The organism is Streptomyces hiroshimensis, from assembly GCF_014650335.1.
GTDB classification, from domain to species: Bacteria; Actinomycetota; Actinomycetes; order Streptomycetales; family Streptomycetaceae; genus Streptomyces; species Streptomyces hiroshimensis.
Genome location: NZ_BMUT01000006.1, coordinates 274,830 through 294,347, shown reverse-complemented (window position 1 = coordinate 294,347; position 19,518 = coordinate 274,830). Strand labels below are relative to the sequence as shown.

Annotated in this window: 16 protein-coding genes and 1 pseudogene; 5 read left to right on the top strand and 12 right to left on the bottom strand. The window is 71.9% G+C overall.

Annotated features, from left to right (window positions below; genetic code table 11):
* Nucleotides 1-8: 8 nt before the first annotated feature.
* Together IE241_RS16370 and IE241_RS16365 are read left to right on the top strand one after the other, a co-directional pair.
* Nucleotides 9-1,313, top strand: a complete 1,305-nt coding sequence (locus IE241_RS16370) for a PspC domain-containing protein (protein WP_190022462.1) — start codon at nt 9-11, stop codon at nt 1,311-1,313.
* Nucleotides 1,300-1,512 carry a hypothetical protein gene (locus IE241_RS16365; protein ID WP_190022461.1) on the top strand — a complete coding sequence of 71 codons (213 nt, stop codon included), beginning with the start codon at nt 1,300-1,302 and terminating at the stop codon, nt 1,510-1,512. The genes IE241_RS16370 and IE241_RS16365 overlap by 14 nt, the downstream gene beginning before the upstream one ends.
* Nucleotides 1,513-1,819: 307 nt before the next feature.
* On the opposite strand, the pseudogene IE241_RS34205 reads toward IE241_RS16365, so the two are convergent.
* Nucleotides 1,820-2,299 (bottom strand): annotated as a pseudogene (locus tag IE241_RS34205) (DoxX family protein); the annotation flags it as partial.
* Between the two features lie 339 nt (nt 2,300-2,638).
* On the opposite strand from IE241_RS34205, the gene IE241_RS16355 reads away from it, so the two are divergent.
* Nucleotides 2,639-3,031, top strand: a complete 393-nt coding sequence (locus tag IE241_RS16355; protein ID WP_190022459.1) for a hypothetical protein — start codon at nt 2,639-2,641, stop codon at nt 3,029-3,031.
* A 30-nt stretch (nt 3,032-3,061) separates the two neighbouring features.
* Here IE241_RS16355 and IE241_RS16350 read toward each other — a convergent pair whose 3' ends face one another.
* The 5 genes from IE241_RS16350 to guaA all read right to left on the bottom strand — a co-directional run bounded on the left by IE241_RS16350 (nt 3,062) and on the right by guaA (nt 8,653).
* Complete coding sequence (locus tag IE241_RS16350) at nt 3,062-4,129, bottom strand: L,D-transpeptidase (RefSeq protein WP_190022458.1); 1,068 nt, start codon at nt 4,127-4,129, stop codon at nt 3,062-3,064.
* A gap of 213 nt (nt 4,130-4,342) precedes the next feature.
* A complete protein-coding gene (locus IE241_RS16345) occupies nt 4,343-5,170 on the bottom strand; it encodes a class II aldolase/adducin family protein (protein ID WP_190022457.1) in 828 nt (275 codons plus the stop codon).
* Nucleotides 5,171-5,250: 80 nt separating this feature from the next.
* Nucleotides 5,251-6,183, bottom strand: coding sequence for an alpha/beta fold hydrolase (locus tag IE241_RS16340; RefSeq protein ID WP_190022456.1), 933 nt, complete (start codon nt 6,181-6,183; stop codon nt 5,251-5,253).
* A gap of 121 nt (nt 6,184-6,304) precedes the next feature.
* Nucleotides 6,305-6,928 carry a Uma2 family endonuclease gene (locus IE241_RS16335; RefSeq protein ID WP_190022455.1) on the bottom strand — a complete coding sequence of 208 codons (624 nt, stop codon included), beginning with the start codon at nt 6,926-6,928 and terminating at the stop codon, nt 6,305-6,307.
* A 123-nt stretch (nt 6,929-7,051) separates the two neighbouring features.
* Nucleotides 7,052-8,653: a glutamine-hydrolyzing GMP synthase gene (gene guaA, locus IE241_RS16330; RefSeq protein ID WP_190022454.1), complete on the bottom strand. Its 1,602-nt coding sequence runs from the start codon at nt 8,651-8,653 to the stop codon at nt 7,052-7,054.
* A gap of 330 nt (nt 8,654-8,983) precedes the next feature.
* On the opposite strand from guaA, the gene IE241_RS16325 reads away from it, so the two are divergent.
* Complete coding sequence (locus tag IE241_RS16325; protein ID WP_190022453.1) at nt 8,984-9,292, top strand: chorismate mutase; 309 nt, start codon at nt 8,984-8,986, stop codon at nt 9,290-9,292.
* A 737-nt stretch (nt 9,293-10,029) separates the two neighbouring features.
* On the opposite strand, the gene IE241_RS16320 is transcribed toward IE241_RS16325, so the two are convergent.
* Complete coding sequence (locus IE241_RS16320) at nt 10,030-10,407, bottom strand: hypothetical protein (protein ID WP_190022452.1); 378 nt, start codon at nt 10,405-10,407, stop codon at nt 10,030-10,032.
* A 34-nt stretch (nt 10,408-10,441) separates the two neighbouring features.
* Here IE241_RS16320 and IE241_RS16315 point away from each other — a divergent pair, with 34 nt between their 5' ends.
* Complete coding sequence (locus tag IE241_RS16315; RefSeq protein ID WP_190022451.1) at nt 10,442-11,107, top strand: LAETG motif-containing sortase-dependent surface protein; 666 nt, start codon at nt 10,442-10,444, stop codon at nt 11,105-11,107.
* 81 nt (nt 11,108-11,188) lie between these two features.
* On the opposite strand, the gene IE241_RS16310 is transcribed toward IE241_RS16315, so the two are convergent.
* From IE241_RS16310 to IE241_RS16290, 5 genes are all read right to left on the bottom strand, one after another.
* On the bottom strand, nt 11,189-13,093 hold the full coding sequence (locus IE241_RS16310) for a GMC family oxidoreductase N-terminal domain-containing protein (RefSeq protein WP_190022450.1): 1,905 nt from the start codon (nt 13,091-13,093) through the stop codon (nt 11,189-11,191).
* A gap of 91 nt (nt 13,094-13,184) precedes the next feature.
* The gene (locus IE241_RS16305; RefSeq protein WP_190022449.1) at nt 13,185-14,903 is read right to left on the bottom strand and encodes a succinic semialdehyde dehydrogenase; all 1,719 of its coding nucleotides are present in this window, start codon (nt 14,901-14,903) and stop codon (nt 13,185-13,187) included.
* 96 nt (nt 14,904-14,999) lie between these two features.
* Complete coding sequence (locus tag IE241_RS16300) at nt 15,000-16,751, bottom strand: serine/threonine-protein kinase (protein WP_190022448.1); 1,752 nt, start codon at nt 16,749-16,751, stop codon at nt 15,000-15,002.
* Nucleotides 16,752-16,820: 69 nt separating this feature from the next.
* Nucleotides 16,821-18,353, bottom strand: coding sequence for a serine/threonine-protein kinase (locus IE241_RS16295; RefSeq protein ID WP_190022447.1), 1,533 nt, complete (start codon nt 18,351-18,353; stop codon nt 16,821-16,823).
* A gap of 121 nt (nt 18,354-18,474) precedes the next feature.
* Nucleotides 18,475-19,476 (bottom strand): PLL family lectin, encoded by a 1,002-nt coding sequence (locus IE241_RS16290; RefSeq protein WP_229899330.1) that lies wholly within the window; start codon nt 19,474-19,476, stop codon nt 18,475-18,477.
* Nucleotides 19,477-19,518: the final 42 nt, after the last annotated feature.

The window sequence follows — 19,518 nt, the reverse complement described above, 5'->3', positions numbered from 1 at the left end:
ATGTCCATATGACCGACACACCCAACACCCAGGACGCGCATCAGGCGGGTCCGGTTCACGGTGATCCCCAGGTTGCCCGGCCGCCGCTGCGGCGCAGCCGTGAGCACAAGGTGGTGTCCGGCGTATGCGGCGGCCTCGGCCGCTTCTTCGACGTCGACCCCGTGATCTTCCGGGTGGTCCTCGGCGTGCTGTCGGTGAGCGGCGGCCTGGGGCTGATCCTCTACAGCTTCGCGTGGCTGCTGATCCCCCTGGAGGGGGAGGAGGAGAACGAGGCCCGGAGGATGCTCTCGGGCCGTGTGGAGGGCCCGGCGCTGACGGCGGTGCTGTGCGCGCTGGTGGGCTGCGGCCTGTTCCTGTCGATGCTCAACAACAGCGCGGTGATGTCGTTCGCGCTGCTGCTGACCACGGTGATAGCCGGGGCGGCCTACTGGTCGTACCACCGGCACGAGCCCGAGGGCGAGGCCGCCGTCGCCGCGGCGCAGAAGGCGCAGAAGACGGCCGCGCCCCCGCCCGAGACGAAGGCCCCGCCCGCCCCGGGCGGCCCCTCCTGGTGGCGCGACCCCATCGTCAAGGACGGCACGACGGGCCCGATGGGCGCCGAGACCGGCTATCTGTGGGGTCCGGACGACGGCCCGCAGGACGAGCGGAAGCGAGCCCCGGCCCGGCTCCGCCCGGCCCGCGCCGACACGCCGCTCGGCGGCTGGACGTTCCTGGCGGCCGTCGTCGCCGGAGCGCTCGGCACCGGCCTCACCTGGCGCCACCACCCGCTAGGCACCTGCCTGGAGGCCGGCCTGGCCTGCGCGCTGGCCGTCTTCGGCCTCGGCATCGCCGTCAGCTCCCGGTACGGGCGCACCGGCGGCGGCACGGTCGTCGCGGCCGTCCTCACCGGCGCCCTGCTGGCGGGCGCGGCCGCCCTGCCCAAGTCGGTCTCCACCGACTGGACGCGCACCACCTGGCACCCGGACACCGCCGCCGCGGTGCGGGAGGAGTACCGCGTGGGAAGCGGCGTGGGCGTGCTCGACCTCACCGGCCTGTCCTGGCCGCGGGCCGGCACGGTCGCCACCCGCGCGGAGGTGGGCGCGGGCCAGCTCAAGCTGGTCCTCCCGGAGGACGTCACGGCACGGATCACCCTGGACGTGGGCGTGGGCGACATCCGCCTGCCCGGCGAGGCGCGCGACGACGTCGACGTCCGGCCGGGGCAGAAGAAGCGGATGACGCTGGAGCCCCCGTCCGGGAAGCCGTCCCGCGGAACGCTGGAGATCGGGCTCAAGGTCGGTATCGGTCAGGTGGAGGTGGACCGTGCGTCGTCATGACTTCGAGCCGGGCAAGCTGGTGGTCGGGCTCGTCCTGCTGGTGTGCGCCGCCGCGTATCTGGGGGCGGCGCGCGGGGATCTGCACTTCCCTTCGTACATGCTGCTGCCGGTGCTGGGAGCGGGCTTCTGCCTGGCGGGCCTGGTGTCGTCCGTGGCCTTCGCCGTCCGGCGGAGGAGGGGCACGCGGCAGGAGCGGTAGCCGCTGGCGCGGCACCGGACCGCCCTCGGCGGGCGCGGGCCCGACCGACCGCCTCCGCCTACCGCCGGCCGGAGGCGCCGGACCCGCGTGGGGCCTTGACGGGTGCCTGCCGGGCCGCCTTGCCTGCCGGCTTGGCGGTGGACTTGGCGGTGGACTTGGCGGTGGACTTGGGGGACGGCTTTCCCGGCGAACCTCCGGACGGCTTTGCGGTCGGCTTCGCCGACGGCTTGGGGGACGGCTTGGCGGACTTGGCAGACCTGGCCGGCCTGGCGGACGACTTGGCCCGCGGCGCGCGGCGGCCCGCGCGCCGGCCGTTGCGGGAGGCCCGGAGCGGCCCTGCGTCCACCGACCACACCGGCGCTCCCGCCACCACCAGCGGCAGCCACGCCATCAGGTAGATCAGGTCGTTGCCGTAGTAGTAGGGCGTCGTCTGCCAACTGACGGTCAGCCAGAGGCTGAGCGATATGAGCGCGCCGCCGGCCGCGGCGACGCGGGCGAATATGCCGAAGAGGGTTCCTACGCCCACCACGAACTCGCCGAGGCCTATCGCATAGCCGAAGCCCTCGGGGTCCTTCAGGGCGAGGTCGACCAGGCCCGGGAAGGCGGAGGAGCCGCGGACCGTCCGCATCAGCTCGCCGATGGACCCGGGGCCGGTGTCCGCGAGGAACCCGGAGTCGCTCAGCTTGTCGAGACCCGCGTAGATGAAGGTGATGCCGAGGAAGATGCGCAGCGGCAGCAGTGCATACCGCATGCTCGCCTCCGGTCCCCCGCGCCCCTTGGTCGCCATGCCGCCCGCCGCCTCTCTCTGTCCGTCCCCGGCGTTCCCGCCCACGTCGTCATCCGACCATACGGTCGAACAGCGGCCGGCGTTCAGCCCTGTGGATAACCTTCCGGCCCCGCCCCGGCCCCCACCCCTGCCGGTCGGCCGGTCGAATTCCCGTGAAACAAGTCCACCGGAATTGAAACCGGAATTAAATCTCCCGCATGAAACCGCATGAACGCGCACGAAATAAATCCACCGCGGGCGAAATCGATGCGATCAAGACGGCTCATTGTTAAGGTTTCCACCCATCGGGGGTGTCAAATGACATACATATCCGCCCGCCCAGGGCGCTGTCGTTCCGTCTTGATACTGGCTTCGGCTCTGCTGATTTCCGGAGCCGCCACGGCCACCACGACCGCCACGGCCACCGCGGCAACCGCGGTACCGGAAGAAACACAGAGCTCCGCGGAGCAGTCCGCGGTCGCAGAGGTCCTCGTGGGGGACTGGTGCGGCGGGCTCGACAGCGCCCCCGAGGGGCACTGGACCTACAGCTTCTCCCGGGACGGCAAATTCGTGGCCCGGAACCGGCAGATCGGTGTCGCCGTCGGTGTCGTCGCGACCAGCGGGCACACCATGCAGGTCCTTTTCCAGGGCCGGACCGCCCCTGTCGTTTCGACATGGCAGGTGAGTCCCGGCCCCACCGGGGAAATCCTGCTCATCAATGACATCAGTTATGTGCGCGGCGCCTGCGATTAGCGGGACGGAAACCGGGGGCCGGTGCCGCCGTCAGGCCCCGGCCCCGACCCCTGCCCCTGCCCCGACACCGGTGCGGATGCCCAGGGCACTGCCCTCCAGCCATTCCTGCCAGTCGATGTTCCAGTCGCCGTAGCCGTTGCCGAAGCGGTCCATCGGCTTCGGCTTGGTGCTGCCGGTGACCTGGACGACGTCGCCCTTGAGGCTCAGCCCGTACAGCCACTTGGCGTCCTCCGTCGACATGCCGATGCAGCCGTGGCTGACGTTCTCCTTGCCGAAGGACTCGGCGTTGTCGGGAGCCGCGTGCACGTACTCGCCGCTGACCGTCTCGCGCATGCTGAAGTCGTACGACCCGTAGAAGCCGTCGGGGTGGTTGCGCGGGATGCCGATGGAGAGCGAGTCCATGACGACCCGCCCCTCCTTGGCGAGGATCGTCTTGATGCCCTCGCGCGTCCCGAAGCCCTTGCTCTCGTCGCCGCCGCTGACCGGGATCGTCCGCAGCGTCTTGCCGTTGCGGACGACGGTCAGCTTGCGGGCCTTGAGGTCGACGGTGCTGACCATCGAGTCGCCGACGGTGAAGGAGACGGTGCGGTCGCCGGCGGCGGCCGTACCCTCGGCGAGCTGCACGCCCGCGAGCCCGGCATCCAGGGTGACCTTGGTCCCCGCGGGCCAGTACTTCTCGGGACGGAAGTGGACGCGGGTGTCGCCCTTGGTCTCATTCCAGTGCCAGGCGCCCGCGACCTTCGGCGAGGTGGAGACCTTCAGCCGGCCCTCGATGCCCGCGCGCAGCTCCTTGGAGACCTTCTGCTGCTTGAAGACGAGGGCGATGGGCTGGCCGACGCCGACCTTCTCGCCGTTGGCGGGAGCCATCTCGGGCCGGACGGTCCGCGCGGCGCCGGGCAGCATCTTCGCCGGAGGGGCGGGCTTCTCGGTCACGGGGCCCGGGGAGGGCGAGGCCGGCGACGCCGCGGGCGCGGACGAGGAGGACGCCTTCCGGCCCGGCTTCCCCTCCGCCTCGGCGCCGCCGCCGCATCCGGTGACGGCCATGCCGGCGAGGGCCAGGGCGGCGGGCAGCCCGACGCAACGGGAGAGGCGACGCATGGTTCTCCTACCAGGTTCAGGTGCTGATCTTCCGGGCGCGACGGCCCTCCGGCATGACGGCACCACGACACGACGACACGACGGAGCCGAGGCGGCTACGCCCCGGCTCCTGACCATCGTAAGCAGGGCGAATGCCCCGAAACGGCGCCCGGAAGAACGAGCGACCCCCGCCGACAGGAGGGGGTCGGGGCCTTCCTCGGCCAGGCCCCCGGATCAGCCCAGCAGCTCCGGCTCGCTCCGCGTGATCTGCTGGTACAGCGGCTGGTAGTTGATCCACGCCGCCAGGTCGTTGCCGAGCTGGTCGCGCGTGTGCCGGGCGCTCGCCTGGTCGATGAGGACGGGCTTCCCCGCCGCCTTCGCCGCGAGCTGCACCTGGCAGGAACGCTCCATCGTGATGAACCACCACGCGGCCGCGTCCACGGAGTCCCCCACGGTCAGCAGCCCGTGGTTGCGCAGGACGACCGCCTTGTGCGGCCCGAGCGCGGTGGCGATCCGGTGCCCCTCCTCCTCGTCCACCACGACGCCCGTGTAGTCGTCGAAGAGGGAGACGTCTTCGTAGAAGGCGCAGGCGTCCTGGGTGATCGGCTCCAGCAGCTCCCCCAGCGCGGACAGCGCCCGGCCGTACGTGGAGTGGCTGTGCGCGGCGGCGACGACGTCGGGCCGCGCCTTGTGGACCTGCGAATGGATCGCGAACGCCGCCTGGTTGACGTGGTAGCGGCCCTCGACGACCTGCCCCTTGTGGTTCACGAGGATCAGATCGCTCACGGTGATGTGTTTGAACGACATCCCGAACGGATTGACCCAGAAGTGATCGGTGAACCCGGGGTCGCGCGCGGTGATGTGCCCTGCGACGCCCTCCTCGAACCCGAGGCGCCCGAAGAGGCGGAGCGCCGCCGCCAGCCGCTCCTTGCGGTGGCGCCGCTCGTCCTCGACGGACTCGTGCTTCGGGGGCATGGCGAAGTGGAGCTGTTCGGTGGGGATCGGTTCCGGTGCCGGTGCTGATGCTGGTCCTGATGCCGGTCCTGATGATGTCTGCGACATGACGGCGTCCCTCCGGTCGTTCCGTTCCGTTCCGTGAGTACGAGACGGAAGCTACCGCCGGGTACCCGCCGGGAACAGGGCTACGACGCAGCGGGCGCCGCCGACGCGGCCTCCGCCGCCTCCGCGGCCTCCGTGTGCTCCAGGATCGCCTCGGCCAGCGGCCCCAGGCACTCGCGCGGCAGCGCGTGCCCCATGCCCGGCATCGCCACCGTCCGGGCGTTGCCGATCACCTGGGCGATGTGGCGCGGGTGGGGCGGCGGGAAGACGGGCTCGGCGGAGGCGTCGGTCACCAGCGTGGGGACGGTGTTGCGCGCCAGCTCCTCCGTACGGTCCATGCCGGAGTAATCGGCGCGGCCGTGGGCGGTGGAGACGTCGTAACGCCCCGAGTGCTCGATGATTCGCCGCTCGCGCTCCCTCATCTCATCGGCGTGGAAGGGCAGTTCTTCGCCGCTGAGGACCCGCCAGTGCTCCACCCGCCGGTCCAGCTCGGCCTCCAGGCCGTTGTCCTCCACGGGCCGGGCCCACATCTCCAGGACGCGCGGGTCGATGGGGGGCAGGTCGGCGACGGCGGTCTCCGTGCCGTCGGCCTCGACCAGCGGCTTCTCGCTCAGCGCACAGGTGCCCATGAGGGTGGCGCTGAGGATGCGGTCCGGGTGGTCGGCGAGCAGCAGTTGGGCCAGCATGCCGCCGAGCGACAGGCCGACGATGTGGGCGCGCTCGACGCCGTGGGCGTCCAGGACGGCGAGGGCGTCGTCCGCGAGGTCGGTGATGCGGTACGGCTGCTGGTCGAAGGACCAGGTGGAGCGGCCGGCGTCGCGGTGGTCGTAGCGGATGACCCGGTGGCGGGCGGCGAGGGCGTCGGTGAGCTCCTCGGTCCAGCCGAGGCCGGAGGCCTGCGCGCCCATGATCAGCAGCAGGGGCGTGGCGTCGTCGGCTGCGCCGCGCTCGTCGCTCCAGAGGTGGACGCCGGGGGCGACCTCGACGGTACGGGTACGGGTTTCGGTCCGGGGCATGGCGGGTTCCTTCCTGGGGTTCGTACGCGGGGCGCGCACCTCAGGATGGAAACGATACGTCTCGTCTCGCCATCGCGCCACTATTTTGGCGGAGCCTGGTCGCGCCGGGCTCCGCCGTCGGCTACAGCCGGTCGATCTCGGTGAGATCGATGTCGATGTCGAAGGGGACGGTGACCTTGAGGCGGTCGTGGTAAACGCCCGTGATGACGTAGCACTTCGTGGCCGGGTCGAGCTCGTATACGTAGACCACGGGCCGGTCCTCCTCGCCCACCATCTCAACTCGCCAGAAGTGCGGGATGCCGGCGGTTGCGTACTTGCGAGGCTTGGCATCCCGGTCGCGGGCCTCCGAGTCGGGAGAGACCACCTCGACGGCGAGTACGACATCCTTCGCGTCATAGCGAGTCTGACGTCGGCTTGTCACCGCCTCCGACCGCACCACAGACAGATCAGGCTCCGGACCGTTCTTCGGATTGATCACGACCGTCATCTCCCGCTTGACCTTCAGGCCCTCGGGCACCATGCGACGCAGGCCGCTCTCCAGCAAGTAGACGGTCAGCGCATGAAAATCCCGCTGAGGACTCACGAAGACCAGACTCCCGTCGATCAACTCGGTGTGCGGCGGGAGGTCGGGCAAGCTGAACAGATGATCCACGGTGAATCCGCCAGGCGGCGGAACCGGCCAGCGCGGTGCAGCCGGTCGCTCGGGCTCGGGGAGCGGCGATTCGGGCAACGGTTCGGCGGTCATGGTTCCTCCCATAGACGGGATTCTCGGCCGTACGGCCAGCGTACCCACCACAAACGCCGGTGCCGCCGCCCAAACGAATGAGCGGCGGCACCGGCGTTCGACCTGTGTGGGTCTACGGGAGGACTACTCCCACTCGATGGTGCCCGGCGGCTTGCTGGTCACGTCCAGCACCACGCGGTTCACATCGGCGACCTCGTTCGTGATGCGCGTCGAGATGCGGGCCAGCACCTCGTACGGCATGCGCGTCCAGTCGGCCGTCATGGCGTCCTCGGACGAGACGGGGCGCAGCACGATCGGGTGGCCGTACGTGCGGCCGTCGCCCTGGACGCCGACCGAGCGGACATCGGCCAGGAGCACGACCGGGCACTGCCAGATCTCGCGGTCCAGACCGGCGGCGGTGAGCTCCTCGCGGGCGATGGCGTCGGCCTCGCGCAGCAGGTCGAGACGCTCCTTCGTCACCTCGCCGACGATGCGGATGCCGAGGCCCGGGCCCGGGAAGGGCTGGCGCTGGACGATCTCGTCCGGCAGGCCGAGCTCCTGGCCGACCATGCGGACCTCGTCCTTGAAGAGCTGGCGGAGCGGCTCGACGAGCTCGAACTCCAGGTCCTCGGGGAGGCCGCCCACGTTGTGGTGGGACTTGATGTTGGCGGTGCCGGTGCCGCCGCCGGACTCGACGACGTCCGGGTAGAGCGTGCCCTGGACCAGGAAGGCGACGTCCTCGCCGCCGGCGCCGGCCTCGGCCACGATCTCGGCCTGGGCCTGCTCGAAGACGCGGATGAACTCACGGCCGATGATCTTGCGCTTGGCCTCCGGCTCGGAGACGCCGGCGAGGGCGCTCAGGAAGCGCTCCTGCGCGTCGACGACCTTGAGCTGGACGCCCGTCGCGGCGACGAAGTCCTTCTCGACCTGCTCGGTCTCGCCCTTGCGCATCAGGCCGTGGTCGACGTACACGCAGGTCAGCTGGGAGCCGATGGCCTTCTGGACGAGGGCCGCGGCGACCGCGGAGTCCACGCCGCCGGACAGGCCGCAGATGGCGCGCTTGGTGCCGACCTGCTCGCGGATGGCGGCGACCTGCTCCTCGATCACGTTGCCCGTGGTCCAGGTCGGCTCGATGCCCGCGCCGCGGTAGAGGAAGTGCTCCAGGACCAGCTGGCCGTGCGTGGAGTGCATGACCTCGGGGTGGTACTGGACGCCGTAGAGCTTCTTCTCGTCGTTCTCGAAGGCGGCGACCGGCACGACGTCCGTGGACGCGGTGACGGTGAAGCCCTCGGGGGCGGCCGAGCAGGCGTCGCCGTGCGACATCCACACCGACTGCTCCGCCGGGGTGCCCTCGAAGAGGGTCGAGCCGGTCTTGGAGACGTGCAGGGGGGTGCGGCCGTACTCGCGCGCGCCGGTGTTGTCGACGGTGCCGCCGAGCGTGGTGGCCATCAGCTGGAAGCCGTAGCACATGCCGAAGACGGGGACGCCGGACTCGAAGAGGCCGAGGGCGTCGTCCAGACGGGGGGCGCCTTCCTCGTACACGGACGAGGGGCCGCCGGAGAGGATGACCGCCTTCGGGTTCTTGGCGAGCATCTCGGCCACGGGCATCGTGCTGGGCACGATCTCGCTGTAGACCCGCGCCTCGCGGACTCGGCGGGCGATGAGCTGGGCGTACTGCGCGCCGAAGTCGACAACGAGCACCGGCTCCGCGGTGTTGTCGTGGGCGGCGGGGGGTGCTGCTGACACGGGAGCGGCCTTCCGGCGGTGGAGGAGGGGGTCTGTATTTGTCGATTCTACCGGGGCGCGGGTGCTTGCTTTTGTCTCACCATCCGAAACCGGACCGGACCGCGGCTGGCCCCGGCGGCACCCGCGGGCCATACTGTCCCCCATGCGCAAGCACCAGACCTTCGTCTTTACCTATGGCAACCGGCCCGTCCGGCTGCCATGGTCGTGCTGCTTGAGCAACTGACAAGCGACTTCGACAGGCGCCCCGGGCCGACAAGGCCCGGGGCGCCTGTCGTTTTTCCCGGGTCCTGTCGCTCCGGGGGGCCGCCGCCCCTTTTTGGAGGATCAGACATGACCACGAGCATGATGACCGGCACCCGTACCCCCACCGCCGAGACCGGCGCCCGCACCGACGAGGCCGCCGGCGTGATCACCGGCGCCCGGCAGCGGATCGACGATCTCGACGGCAGGATCATCGGCCTCATCCAGGAACGGATGGCCGTCTCGGCCGTGATCCAGCACGAACGCATCGCCTCCGGCGGGCGCCGGGTGAACCTCTCCCGCGAGATGGAGATCATCGGCCACTACAGCGGCCAGCTCGGCAAGCCGGGCACCACGCTCGCCATGACGCTGCTGGAGCTGTGCCGGGGCCGCATCTGACGCCTGGGGATCTGTACAGGTGCCGCATGCGGGTTCGGACCGCCGGGCCGTCACATCACCCGGACGGCGCGTGACCGCCCGGCGGCCCGCATCGTTGAGCCGGATGCCCGCGCCAGCCAGGAGCGGCCCACTTGAAATCCACGCGTGGCTTCCGCCCCTGTTCACCTGGGCGCCCGGCACCGACAGGGCGGATCCACCGGAGTGTGAGACGTGCGAGTGCGCGCGTCGTGGGACCTCACTCCGGTGCACGGCGACCGGTCAGCAGGGGACAGCAGCCCGGTTGCCACGAAAGGACGGTCGGTTCCGGGGACGCCTGGAACCGACCGTATCCGGTCGAAACGGTTGCGCCGGGTCCGGCCCATCCCGCACGATGCCAAGAGAGCACCAACCTCCTGGTCCCGAACCGCCATTGGTCGAACCAGTGAGGACGTACGCCCCGCACCACCCCATGACCCGCGGCGCTCCCCCCGGCGCCGCTCCGCGGCACCGACCTTGCCCTGACCTCGGTGCCGGCAGTCAAGGGCCCCGAGGCCGCCCGCACGCCCCCGCGGAGGCGGCCCGGGGCCCTTCGCCGTTTCCGGGGATACTCCGGGGATACGGGGACACCGGCGCGCGCTGTGACATCCATCACCCGCCCGCCCCCGGCGGCCCGGCCGTGACCGCGCCCCCTACGATGCTCATGTACGTGCCACACAGCACGGCCACACCGCGACTTCCCCCCACCGCGACGGCCTTTTTCACTCCGGATCCGGATGGGGTAATTCCATGAAGCTTCGCCGCGCGCTGGCGGCCGCCGCCGCCACGGCCGTCATCGGCCCGGCCACGGTCCTCGTGGCTCCGCACGCCTTCGCGACGGGGGACGGGCCGGCCACCATCACCTCCCCGGCCTCCTCCTCGGTCTCCGCATCGGCATCTGCGTCGGCGTCCGCATCTGCGTCGGCATCGGCATCGGCCTCCGCGTCTTCTTCCGCGTCGGCATCTGCTTCGGCGTCCTCATCCGCCTCGGCGTCCTCATCCGCCAGTGCCTCGTCCCGGTCCGCCTCCCCGTCGGCATCGGGCTCCTCCTCCCCCGCGCCGAGCGCGTCGAAGAGCTCCGCCCCGGCCTCTCCCGGCACGGACACCTGCCGCGACCACACCCAGGACAAGTGGGTGACGACCGAACTCCGGGGCCTGCCGCGGGAGATCGTCGCCGGTTCCGGCTGGCACGCCTTCACCTACCGGGCGACCAACACGTCCGGCAAGGTCATCGCCTCCCTGTCCGCCTCCATGGAGCTGTGGTCCTGGGACCGCAAGAACCTGGAGAACGAGACCACGAAGTACGTCACCGTGCAGTGGTACAACCCCGGCGCCCACCGGTGGGAGGCCCTGCCCGCCGACTACGGCTACTTCGCCGAGACGCGCAACCTCAAGCCGCGCGCGTTCGCGGAGGCGTCCCTGCGCCTGAAGATCGACGCCAAGGCGCCGGCCGGCTTCGGCGGGGCGTTCCAGACGGGCTTCTTCTCCGACCGGAACAACACGTGCGGCTACTCGGCCGGCGCGTACTACTACTTCGACGTCCTGGCCGCGGGCAGCAAGCCCACCACCGGCGAGGACTCCGAGGGCACGACCACCAGGCCCGGGAAGGCCGTGACGGCGGCCGCCGACAAGCCGACGCCGCAGGGCGGCCTGTCGGAACTGCCGGCGACGGGCGAGCTGGCCACGACCGGCTCGTCGTCCTCGACCCCCGTGCTGCTGGGGGTCGCCGGTGCGGCGGTCGTGGCGGGAGCCGGAGCGGTGGCCGTCGCACGGCGCGGGCGCGGGCGCGACTCCCGGTAGCGGGCGCGATTCCCGGTAGGCGACGGCAGGAGCGCGGCCCCCGTCAAGCGGCGACCCCCTTCAAGCGGCTGCCCGGGCGAGTCACCGCCCGGGCGGGCGGCACCCCCGCCCCTGCCCCTGCCCCTGCCCTCGTCCCTGCCCCTGCCCCTGCCCCTGCCCGTCCGGCGGGAGCAGCGGCAGCAGCCGGAGCGCCGGGCGGTGCCCCGGCTGAAGCGGGTCCTCCGCCCCGGCCGTCCGCCCCGGTTCCAACTTCAGTTCCCCGTACGCCCCTTCCGGCACGGCGGGCTTCACCGGCGCGACCGCCGCGATCCGCTCGTACGCCTGCCCCTGCTCCGGCCGCGGGTCCGGCTCGCCCTTGTTCGGCCAGAGGGACATGGCCCGCTCCGCCTGGGCGGTGATGGTGAGCGCCGGGTTGACGCCGAGGTTGGCGGAGACGGCCGCGCCGTCCACGACCGTGATGCCGGGGTGCCCGTACAGCCGGTGGTACGGGTCGACGACGCCCTGCGAGGCGTCGGCGCCGATGGGGCAGCCGCCCAGGAAGTGCGCGGTCAGCGGGGTGCCCATCAGCTCGCCGACATTGCTGCCGGGGAAGCCGTTGATCTCCTCGGCGACGATGCTCGCGGCCATCGTCGCGGCGGGGATCTGCTTGGGGTTGGGGGCCCCGTGCCCCTGCCTGGCGGTCAGCAGACCCTTGCCCGGGCCCCTGCTCCTGCGGTGCGTGGTCAGGGAGTTGTCGAGCGACTGCATGACCAGCCCGATGATCGTCCGCTCGGACCAGCGCCGGTTGGAGAGCGACATCAGCAGCTGCAGCGGGTGCCGTACGCAGCGCGCCGCGAACGCGACGGCCCGGGGCGCCCGCGTGGCCACCGGCACCTGGAGGACGGACATCGCACCCATCGCGTTCGAGCCCTTGCCGTAGCGGACGGGCTCGATGTGGGTGTGCTCGTCGAGGTGGGCGGACGAGGTGATGGCGACGCCGCGGGTGAAGTCCGGCCGGGCCCCGCCGTGCGCCTTCCCGTAGCGGCGGTCGTCGGTCTGCGCGCCGACCAGGGCCTCGGAGTTCGTACGGGTCAGGCGGCCCAGTCCGTCGGGGATGCGGGGCAGCAGGCCCTTGTCCTTCATGGTGTGCAGGAGCGTCTGGGTGCCGTACGTGCCGGCGGCGATCACCACCCGCTCCGCGCGCAGGACCTTCGGGCGGACGCTCCCCCGGCGCTTGTCGGTCGGGACGGTCACGACGCGGTGGCCCCCCTCCCGGTGCTCGGTCACGGCGACGACCGTGGTCATGGGGTGGACGACGGCGCCGGCGCGCTCGGCGAGGTGGAGGTAGTTCTCGTTGAGGGTGTTCTTCGCGCCGTGCCGGCAGCCGGTCATGCACTCGCCGCACTCGGTGCAGGCACGGCGGGCGGGCCCGGCGCCGCCGAAATAGGGGTCGGCGGTCTCCTCGCCGGGCTGTGCGCGGTGCGTGCCGTCGCCGTCCTCGCCGTCGCCGAAGAACACCCCGACCGGGGCCATGCGGAAGGTCTCCCCCACGCCCAGGCGCTCCGCCGCCGCCTTCAGGTGGACGTCGGAGGGCGTCATCGTCGGGTTGAGGCGGACGCCGAGCATGCGGCGCGCCTGGTCGTAGTACGGCCGCAGCTCCTCCTCCCAGTCGGTGATGCCGGCCCACTGCCGGTCCCGGAAGAAGGCCTTCGGCGGTACGTAGAGGGTGTTGGCGTAGTTGAGCGAGCCGCCGCCGACGCCGGCGCCCGCGAGGACCATGACGTTGCCGAGCAGGTGGATGCGCTGGATGCCGTAGAGGCCGAGGGCGGGCGCCCACAGGTAGTTGCGCAGGTCCCAGGAGTTCCTGGGCAGCGTCTCGCGCGTGAAGCGGCGGCCCGCCTCCAGCACGCCCACGCGATAGCCCTTCTCGCTCAGGCGCAGGGCGGACACCGCGCCGCCGAAGCCCGAGCCGACGACGATCACGTCGTAGTCGAACGCTGTCACCATGACCTCCGTACTGTCCGTACTGGGCGAACCCGGTGTACTCGCCTTGACCGGCCGCGCGCGGCGGCAGCGACTCGACGGCAATGCGCCCCCGTCAGCGCAGGCGCAGCGCCTTCAGCACCCGCAGGCTGCGCGTCATGAACTCCGCGTACTTCTCATCGTCCAGCCCGAAGGCGGGAGCCAGCGGCATGACGCGCTGGTGGGCGACGGTCTGGGCCTCGGTGTACTTGAGGATGCCCTCGGAGCCGTGCCGGCGGCCCAGCCCCGAGTCCCCCATGCCGCCCATGGGGGACTGTGCGCTGCCGTACGCGGCCGCGTAGGCCTCGTTGACGTTGACGGTGCCGGCGCGCAGCCGCGCCGCGAGGGCCCGGCCCCGCCGCCCGTCCGCGGTCCAGACGCTGGCGTTGAGACCGTACGGCGTGGCATTGGCCAGGGCGACGGCTTCGTCCTCGTCCCGGAAGCGGTAGACGGACACCACGGGCCCGAACGTCTCCTCGGCGCACACGGCCATGGACGGCTCGACGCCTTCGAGGATCGTCGGCTCGTAGAAGAGCGGGCCGACGTCGGGGCGGGGCCGCCCGCCCGCGAGGACGGTGGCGCCGCGGGCGACGGCGTCCTCGACGTGCCGGGTCACCGCCTCCAGCTGCCGCCGGGAGACGAGGGAGCCCATGTCGGCGCCGTAGGCGAGGCCGGTGCCGAGCCGCAGGGCCTTCGCGCGGGCGGTGAAGCGCTCCAGGAAGGCGTCGGCGACGGAGGCGTGCACGTAGAGCCGCTCGATGGAGATGCACAGCTGTCCGGCCGAGGAGAAGCAGCCGCGCACGGCGCCGGCGGCGGCCTTCTCGACGTCGGCGTCGTGGAGGACCAGCATGGCGTTCTTGCCGCCGAGTTCGAGCGAGGAGCCGATCAGACGGGCCGCGGCGCCCTGGGCGACCTCGCGGCCGGTGCGGGTGGAGCCGGTGAAGGAGACGTAGTCGGCGTGGGCGACGACGGCCGGGCCGACGACCGGGCCCTCCCCGAGGACGACCTGCCAGACCTCCTCCGGCAGCCCCGCCTCGATCAGCAGCTCGCGCGCCCACAGGGCGGTGAGCGCGGTCTGGGTGTCGGGCTTCATCACGACGGCGTTGCCGGCGGCGAAGGCGGGCAGCGCGTCGCCCACGGACAGCTCGAAGGGGTAGTTCCACGGGGCGATCTGGCCGACGACGCCGCGCGGGTGGCGCAGCTCGGTGACCTTGGTGAGGACGGGCACGACGCCCGTGTGGCCCTTGGGCCGCAGGTAGGCGGGCCCCTTGCGCCCGTAGTGGCGGGCGGCGACGGCGACGGCCTGCACCTCCTCGTGGGCGTGGAGGCGGGCCTTGCCGGTCTCGGCCTGGATGAGGTCGAGGATCCCGGACTGCCGGTCGAGGAGGAGGTCGTGGAAGCGCAGCAGGACGGCGGCGCGCTCGCCCACGGGCACCGCGGCCCAGTGCAGTTGCGCCTCACGGGCGCGGGCGAAGGCGGTGGCCACGTCCTCCGGGGTGGACTCGGGCAGGTCGGCGAGCTTCCGCCCGGTGAGGGGCGCGTGGCTGACGGTGCTGCCGGAGCCGATGACGCCGCGGGTGAGACGGGCGACGGTGGAGGGGGTGACGACGTCCTCGACGGTGCGGGTGCCGGGCGGGGCGACGGGGTTGCCTCCGGAGGCGTTCCCCCCGGCAGGGTTCCCTTCGGCAGGGTTCCCTTCGGCGGCGTTCCCTTCGGCGGGTGGCCCGGATACGGGGTCCGCCTCCGCCGTCGTCACTGCCGCCACTTCCGGTGCGCTGTGCCGCGAGTCCGTCATACGGGGAGCGTATGACGGACCACGGCCGCTTGAATACCCGTCGGTAACCCGATCACGTCATCGCGCGGCCCGATCACGTCATTGATCAGGGATTTCTCACTTGTCCTGGATCTTCAGGTACTTGAGGACGTCCTCGAAGAGCTTGTCGCCCGCCTTGCGCCCTTCGCCCTTCTCGGGCATCCGGACCTCCAGGGTCCACGACACGGTCTTGGCGTCGTTGACGATGATCTCGGTGCGCAGGCGTCTCTTGGGGTCGGTCTCGTTGCTTCCGGACCTGCGGAAGACGGTGACGACCTCGGCCGCCTTCATGCCGTCGTGCGGGGACGCCTCGACGGTCGTGGCCTTGGCGTCGGTGAGCTTGGTCCCGGAGTCCGTGGTGTACCGCTTGATAAGCCTCTTGGCCTCTTCCTCCGGCGTGCCGATGTCCTTCGGTTCGTCGCTTCCCGTGCTCTTGGACCGCTGCTCCGCGGTGTCCTTGTCCAGCGAGATGCCGAACACGTCACTGGGGTCCTGGAAGTAGACCCAGTTGATGTCGCTGTTGATGGACTTCTCGTACTCCTCGGGGACCGCCATCGACGCCCGTACGATCTCCGGCTCGTCGCGCACCTTCCAGTGCAGCGGGATGGCCGGTCCTACGGCGAACGGGTTGACGATCAGCAGCGTGGCGGCCGTCGCCACGGCCACCACGCCGGCGCCGAGCCCCCACTGCGCCTTGCGGTTGCCGTGCAGGACGGGCGGGACCCACTTGCTGCCGGTGGCCTGCGGGGGGCGGGTCGCGCCGAAGGCGGGCTCCTCGGACGACGCCGGGCGGGCGAGCGCCTCCAGCGTCCGTCTGATCTCGGCCGTACCGGGCCGGGCCGCAGGGTTCTTGTGGAGCAGCCCCATGACGAGCGCGCCCAGCACACCCGCACCGCGCGACGGCATCTGCGGTTCCGCGGACAGGATGGCCTGCATGGTGGCCTGCGCGTTGGAGCGGCGGAACGGGGAGACGCCCTCCACCGCCCTGTACAGCACGACGCCCAGCGACCACAGGTCGGACTCGGGTCCCGGCCGCTGCCCCAGGACGCGCTCGGGCGCCACGTACTCGGGCGAGCCGACGAACGCGCCCGTCTCCGTAAGGCCTTGCTCGCCCTCGATCTGGGCGATGCCGAAGTCGGTGAGGACGACGCGCTCGTCCCGGCCGAGCAGGACGTTGTCCGGCTTGACGTCGCGGTGCAGCACGCCGGCCTCATGGGCGGCGCCGAGCGCGTTCAGGACGGCGAGGCCGATGCGGGCCGCCTCGCGCGGGTCCAGGGTGCCCTCCGCCAGCCGGTCGCCGAGCGAACTCCCGCGGACGAGCTCCATGACGATCCAGGGGCGGCCGTCCTCGACGACGACGTCGTGGACGGCGACGACCGAGGGGTGGGCGACGCGGGCCGCGGCGCGGGCCTCGCGCTGCATGCGGTGGTGGACGTTCTCCCGCAGGGACGCGGGCAGGTGGTCCGGTACGCGGGGCTCCTTCACGGCGACCTCGCGGTCGACGACCTCGTCGTGCGCCTTCCAGACGGTGCCCATGCCGCCGTGGCCGAGGCGCGAGATCAGCCGGTAGCGGTTGCCTATGCGGCGGCCTGCGCCGTGGTCGGAGCCGTCAGCAACGGCAGCGGCAGCGGCAGCGGCAGCGGCAGGAGCGGCGTACGGGTTCGGCGCGCCGGGGGTGTAGACGGTCCCGGTGGCGGGCGGGTGGACGCTCCCGGGGGCGGCAGGTGCGCCGCCGTTCGCCGCGACCGGCGCGCTCGGTGGCTGAAGGTCGTAGCTGGTGGGTTCGTTCGCCCCGGCAGGCCTGGTCGGCCGTCCCCCGTCGTTCGTCATGGCCCCATCATTACCAAGGGGGGCCGGGCGGGCGCACCTTCGAAGGCGCAAACCCTGCCGCATGCGTCCTTAGGGGCTGGATACCGGCCGGATGCGTATGAACGAGTCGAGTACGGCCTGGGCGTGCCGCCGGGCCTGCGCCGCCTTCCCCGCGGGCCCCGCCACCCACACCTCGTACATCTTCCCTCCCTCCTCCCAGCAGGTGTCGTACGTGCGCACCGTCCCGCCCGACTCCGCCTCGGGCCCGTCCCACGTGAACTCCCAGGCGGCTGCCGGATATCCCTTGTGTGTGGTCTCACGGACGGTGGCGGAGCGGTAGCCCGGGTAGCGGTCCGGGGCTGCGGCGGCCGCGGCGCGCAGGGTGCCCGCGGGGCCGCCGGCGCGCGGGTCCTGGATGAGGATGCCGAGGCGGAACTGCCGGTCGGGCGAGTAGTAGAAGACCCGCGGCGGTTCGAAGGAGCGGGTGAAGCCGTCGGGCACGGCCAGCGCGAAGCCCGCGGGGTCCTGCACCGCGTGGTACCCCTCCGGGGGCCGTACGGGCGCGCTCACCGGGGGTTCGCGCGTGACGGGCGGCCCGGGCGAGCGGGCCGGCGTCCCGCTGGAGACCTGCGCGGGCCGGTCGCCGTCGGCGTCCGCACCGCGCTCGGCCAGCACGACGGCGAGGCCGGCTCCCGTGCCGGCCAGGGTGACGACGGCGACGGCGGCCATGAGGACGGTGCGCACGCGCGGGATGTACGCGGGCCTGACGAGGCCGTCATCGACCCACCCGGAGGCCAGATAGGCGTGCAGCAGCCGCTCCGCTTCGTCGGCGCCCATGCGGTGCACCGGATCGCGCTCCAGCAGTCCCTGGACGACGGGCAGCAGGGGGGCCGCGGCTGCGGGCGGGCGTATCTCGTCGTGGACGACGGCGTGCAGGATGCCGCCCAGCGAGTCGCGCCGGAAGGGGGTCACTCCGCTGAGGGCCGCGCACATCAGCACCCCCAGGGACCACAGGTCGGCCGCGGGGCCCGCAGGGCCGCCCGACATGCGCTCCGGCGCGGTGTACTCGGGCGATCCGACGAATGCGCCCGTCTCGGTGATCGTCGTGGCGCCGCGCACCTGGGCGATGCCGAAGTCCGTCAGCACGACGCGGCCGGTGGCCGATTCCAGGAGGACGTTGGGTGGCTTGATGTCGCGGTGCAGAACGCCGCGGGCGTGCGCCGCGCGCAGGGCGGACAGCAGGGCGATCGCGATCCGCGCCGTCTCCCGCGGGCCCACCGGCCCCTCCGCCGCGAGCACTTCGGACAGCGCGCGCCCGTCCACGAGCTCCATCACGATCCACGGCCGGCCGTCCTGGACGACGATGTCGTGCAGGGCGACCACGTTCGGGTGACTGATGAGCGCGGCGGCGCGGGCCTCGCGCAGCGTGCGGTCGCAGTCGGAGAGACCGGCGGCGCAGGTGCCGGGGCCGGAGTCGTCCATGTGCAGCTCTTTGACGGCCACTTGGCGGGCCAGCAGCTCATCGGTGGCACGCCATACGGTGCCCATGCCGCCGCGCCCTATCCGCCCGGACAGGCGGTACCGGCCGGCGATCAGACCATCGTGCGCAGCGAAGGTCCCCATAAGCCCATCTTGCCCCACACCTCCCCGGGCCACGGCTGCCGGAACGGGCCGGTTCCGGCCAGCTGTCGGACGCGTCTCCGCCCGGGGAGGGGGCGGAGACACGAACAGCCTGGGGGGCGGTTCAGGGCCTCAACAGCCCGTCCATCTGCTCCCAGTTCGACCAGGGGCCGCCGATGGAGGTCTGCGAGCGCTGGTACACGTATCCGATGCTGTTGACGCCGAACAGCTGGATACGGCCGTCGGCATTGGTCTCCGCGGCCACCTGGCTGAGCCCGCCGTCGAACTGCACCCACGGCGACCACGAGCTGCTGCCGACGGCGTTCTGGGAACGGTGGTAAATGGCGTCACCGCTGTTGGTACCGAAGATCTCCAGCCGGCCGTCGCCGTTGCGCGCGGCTGCGATGGAGGTCAGCGAGCCTTCGATCTGCTCCCAGTTCGACCAGGCGCCGCCCGGGGACGTCTGCCAGCGGTGATAGATGGCTCCGCCGCTGTTGACGCCGAAGAGCTCGATACGGCCGTCGGCATTGGTCTCCGCGGCGACCTGGGTCAGGCCGCCGTCGAACAGGGCCCAGTCCGACAAGGGGCCGCCGATGGAGGTCTGCCGGCAGTGGAAGACGTTGCCGTTGCTGTTGGTGCCGAAGAGCTCGATGCGGCCGTCGGCGTTGCGGGCCGCGGCGATGGAGGTGAGCAGCCCGCCGATCTGCTCCCAGCCCGACCAGGCCCCGACCGGGGACGTCTGCCAGCGGTGGAAGATGGTCCCGGCGCCGGTCACCCCGAACAGCTCGACCCGGCCGTCGGCATTGGTCTCGGCGGCGACGGCCCGCAGCGCACCGTCGAACTGGGACCAGGAGGACCACGAGCCGCCGATGGAGTTCTGGACGCGGTGGAAGACGCCGTCGCCGCTGTTGGTCCCGAAGAGCGCAAGCCGCCCGTCGGCGTTGCGGGCGGAGGCGATGGACGATCCGAAGACGGTGACCTTGAGGTTCTTATCGGCTGCCGTCGGTGCGGGGGCGGGGGCGGCGGTAGCGGTGGCGACCCCGGGAGCGGCGGCGAACAGCGCGGCGACGGCGAGGGACGCGATCATCCGGCCGATGCGTCTGTGTCTCTTGTATCTCTTCCTCATGCGACTGCCCTTTCCTGCGCGGGAACGTTGTGTCGGTCCGTG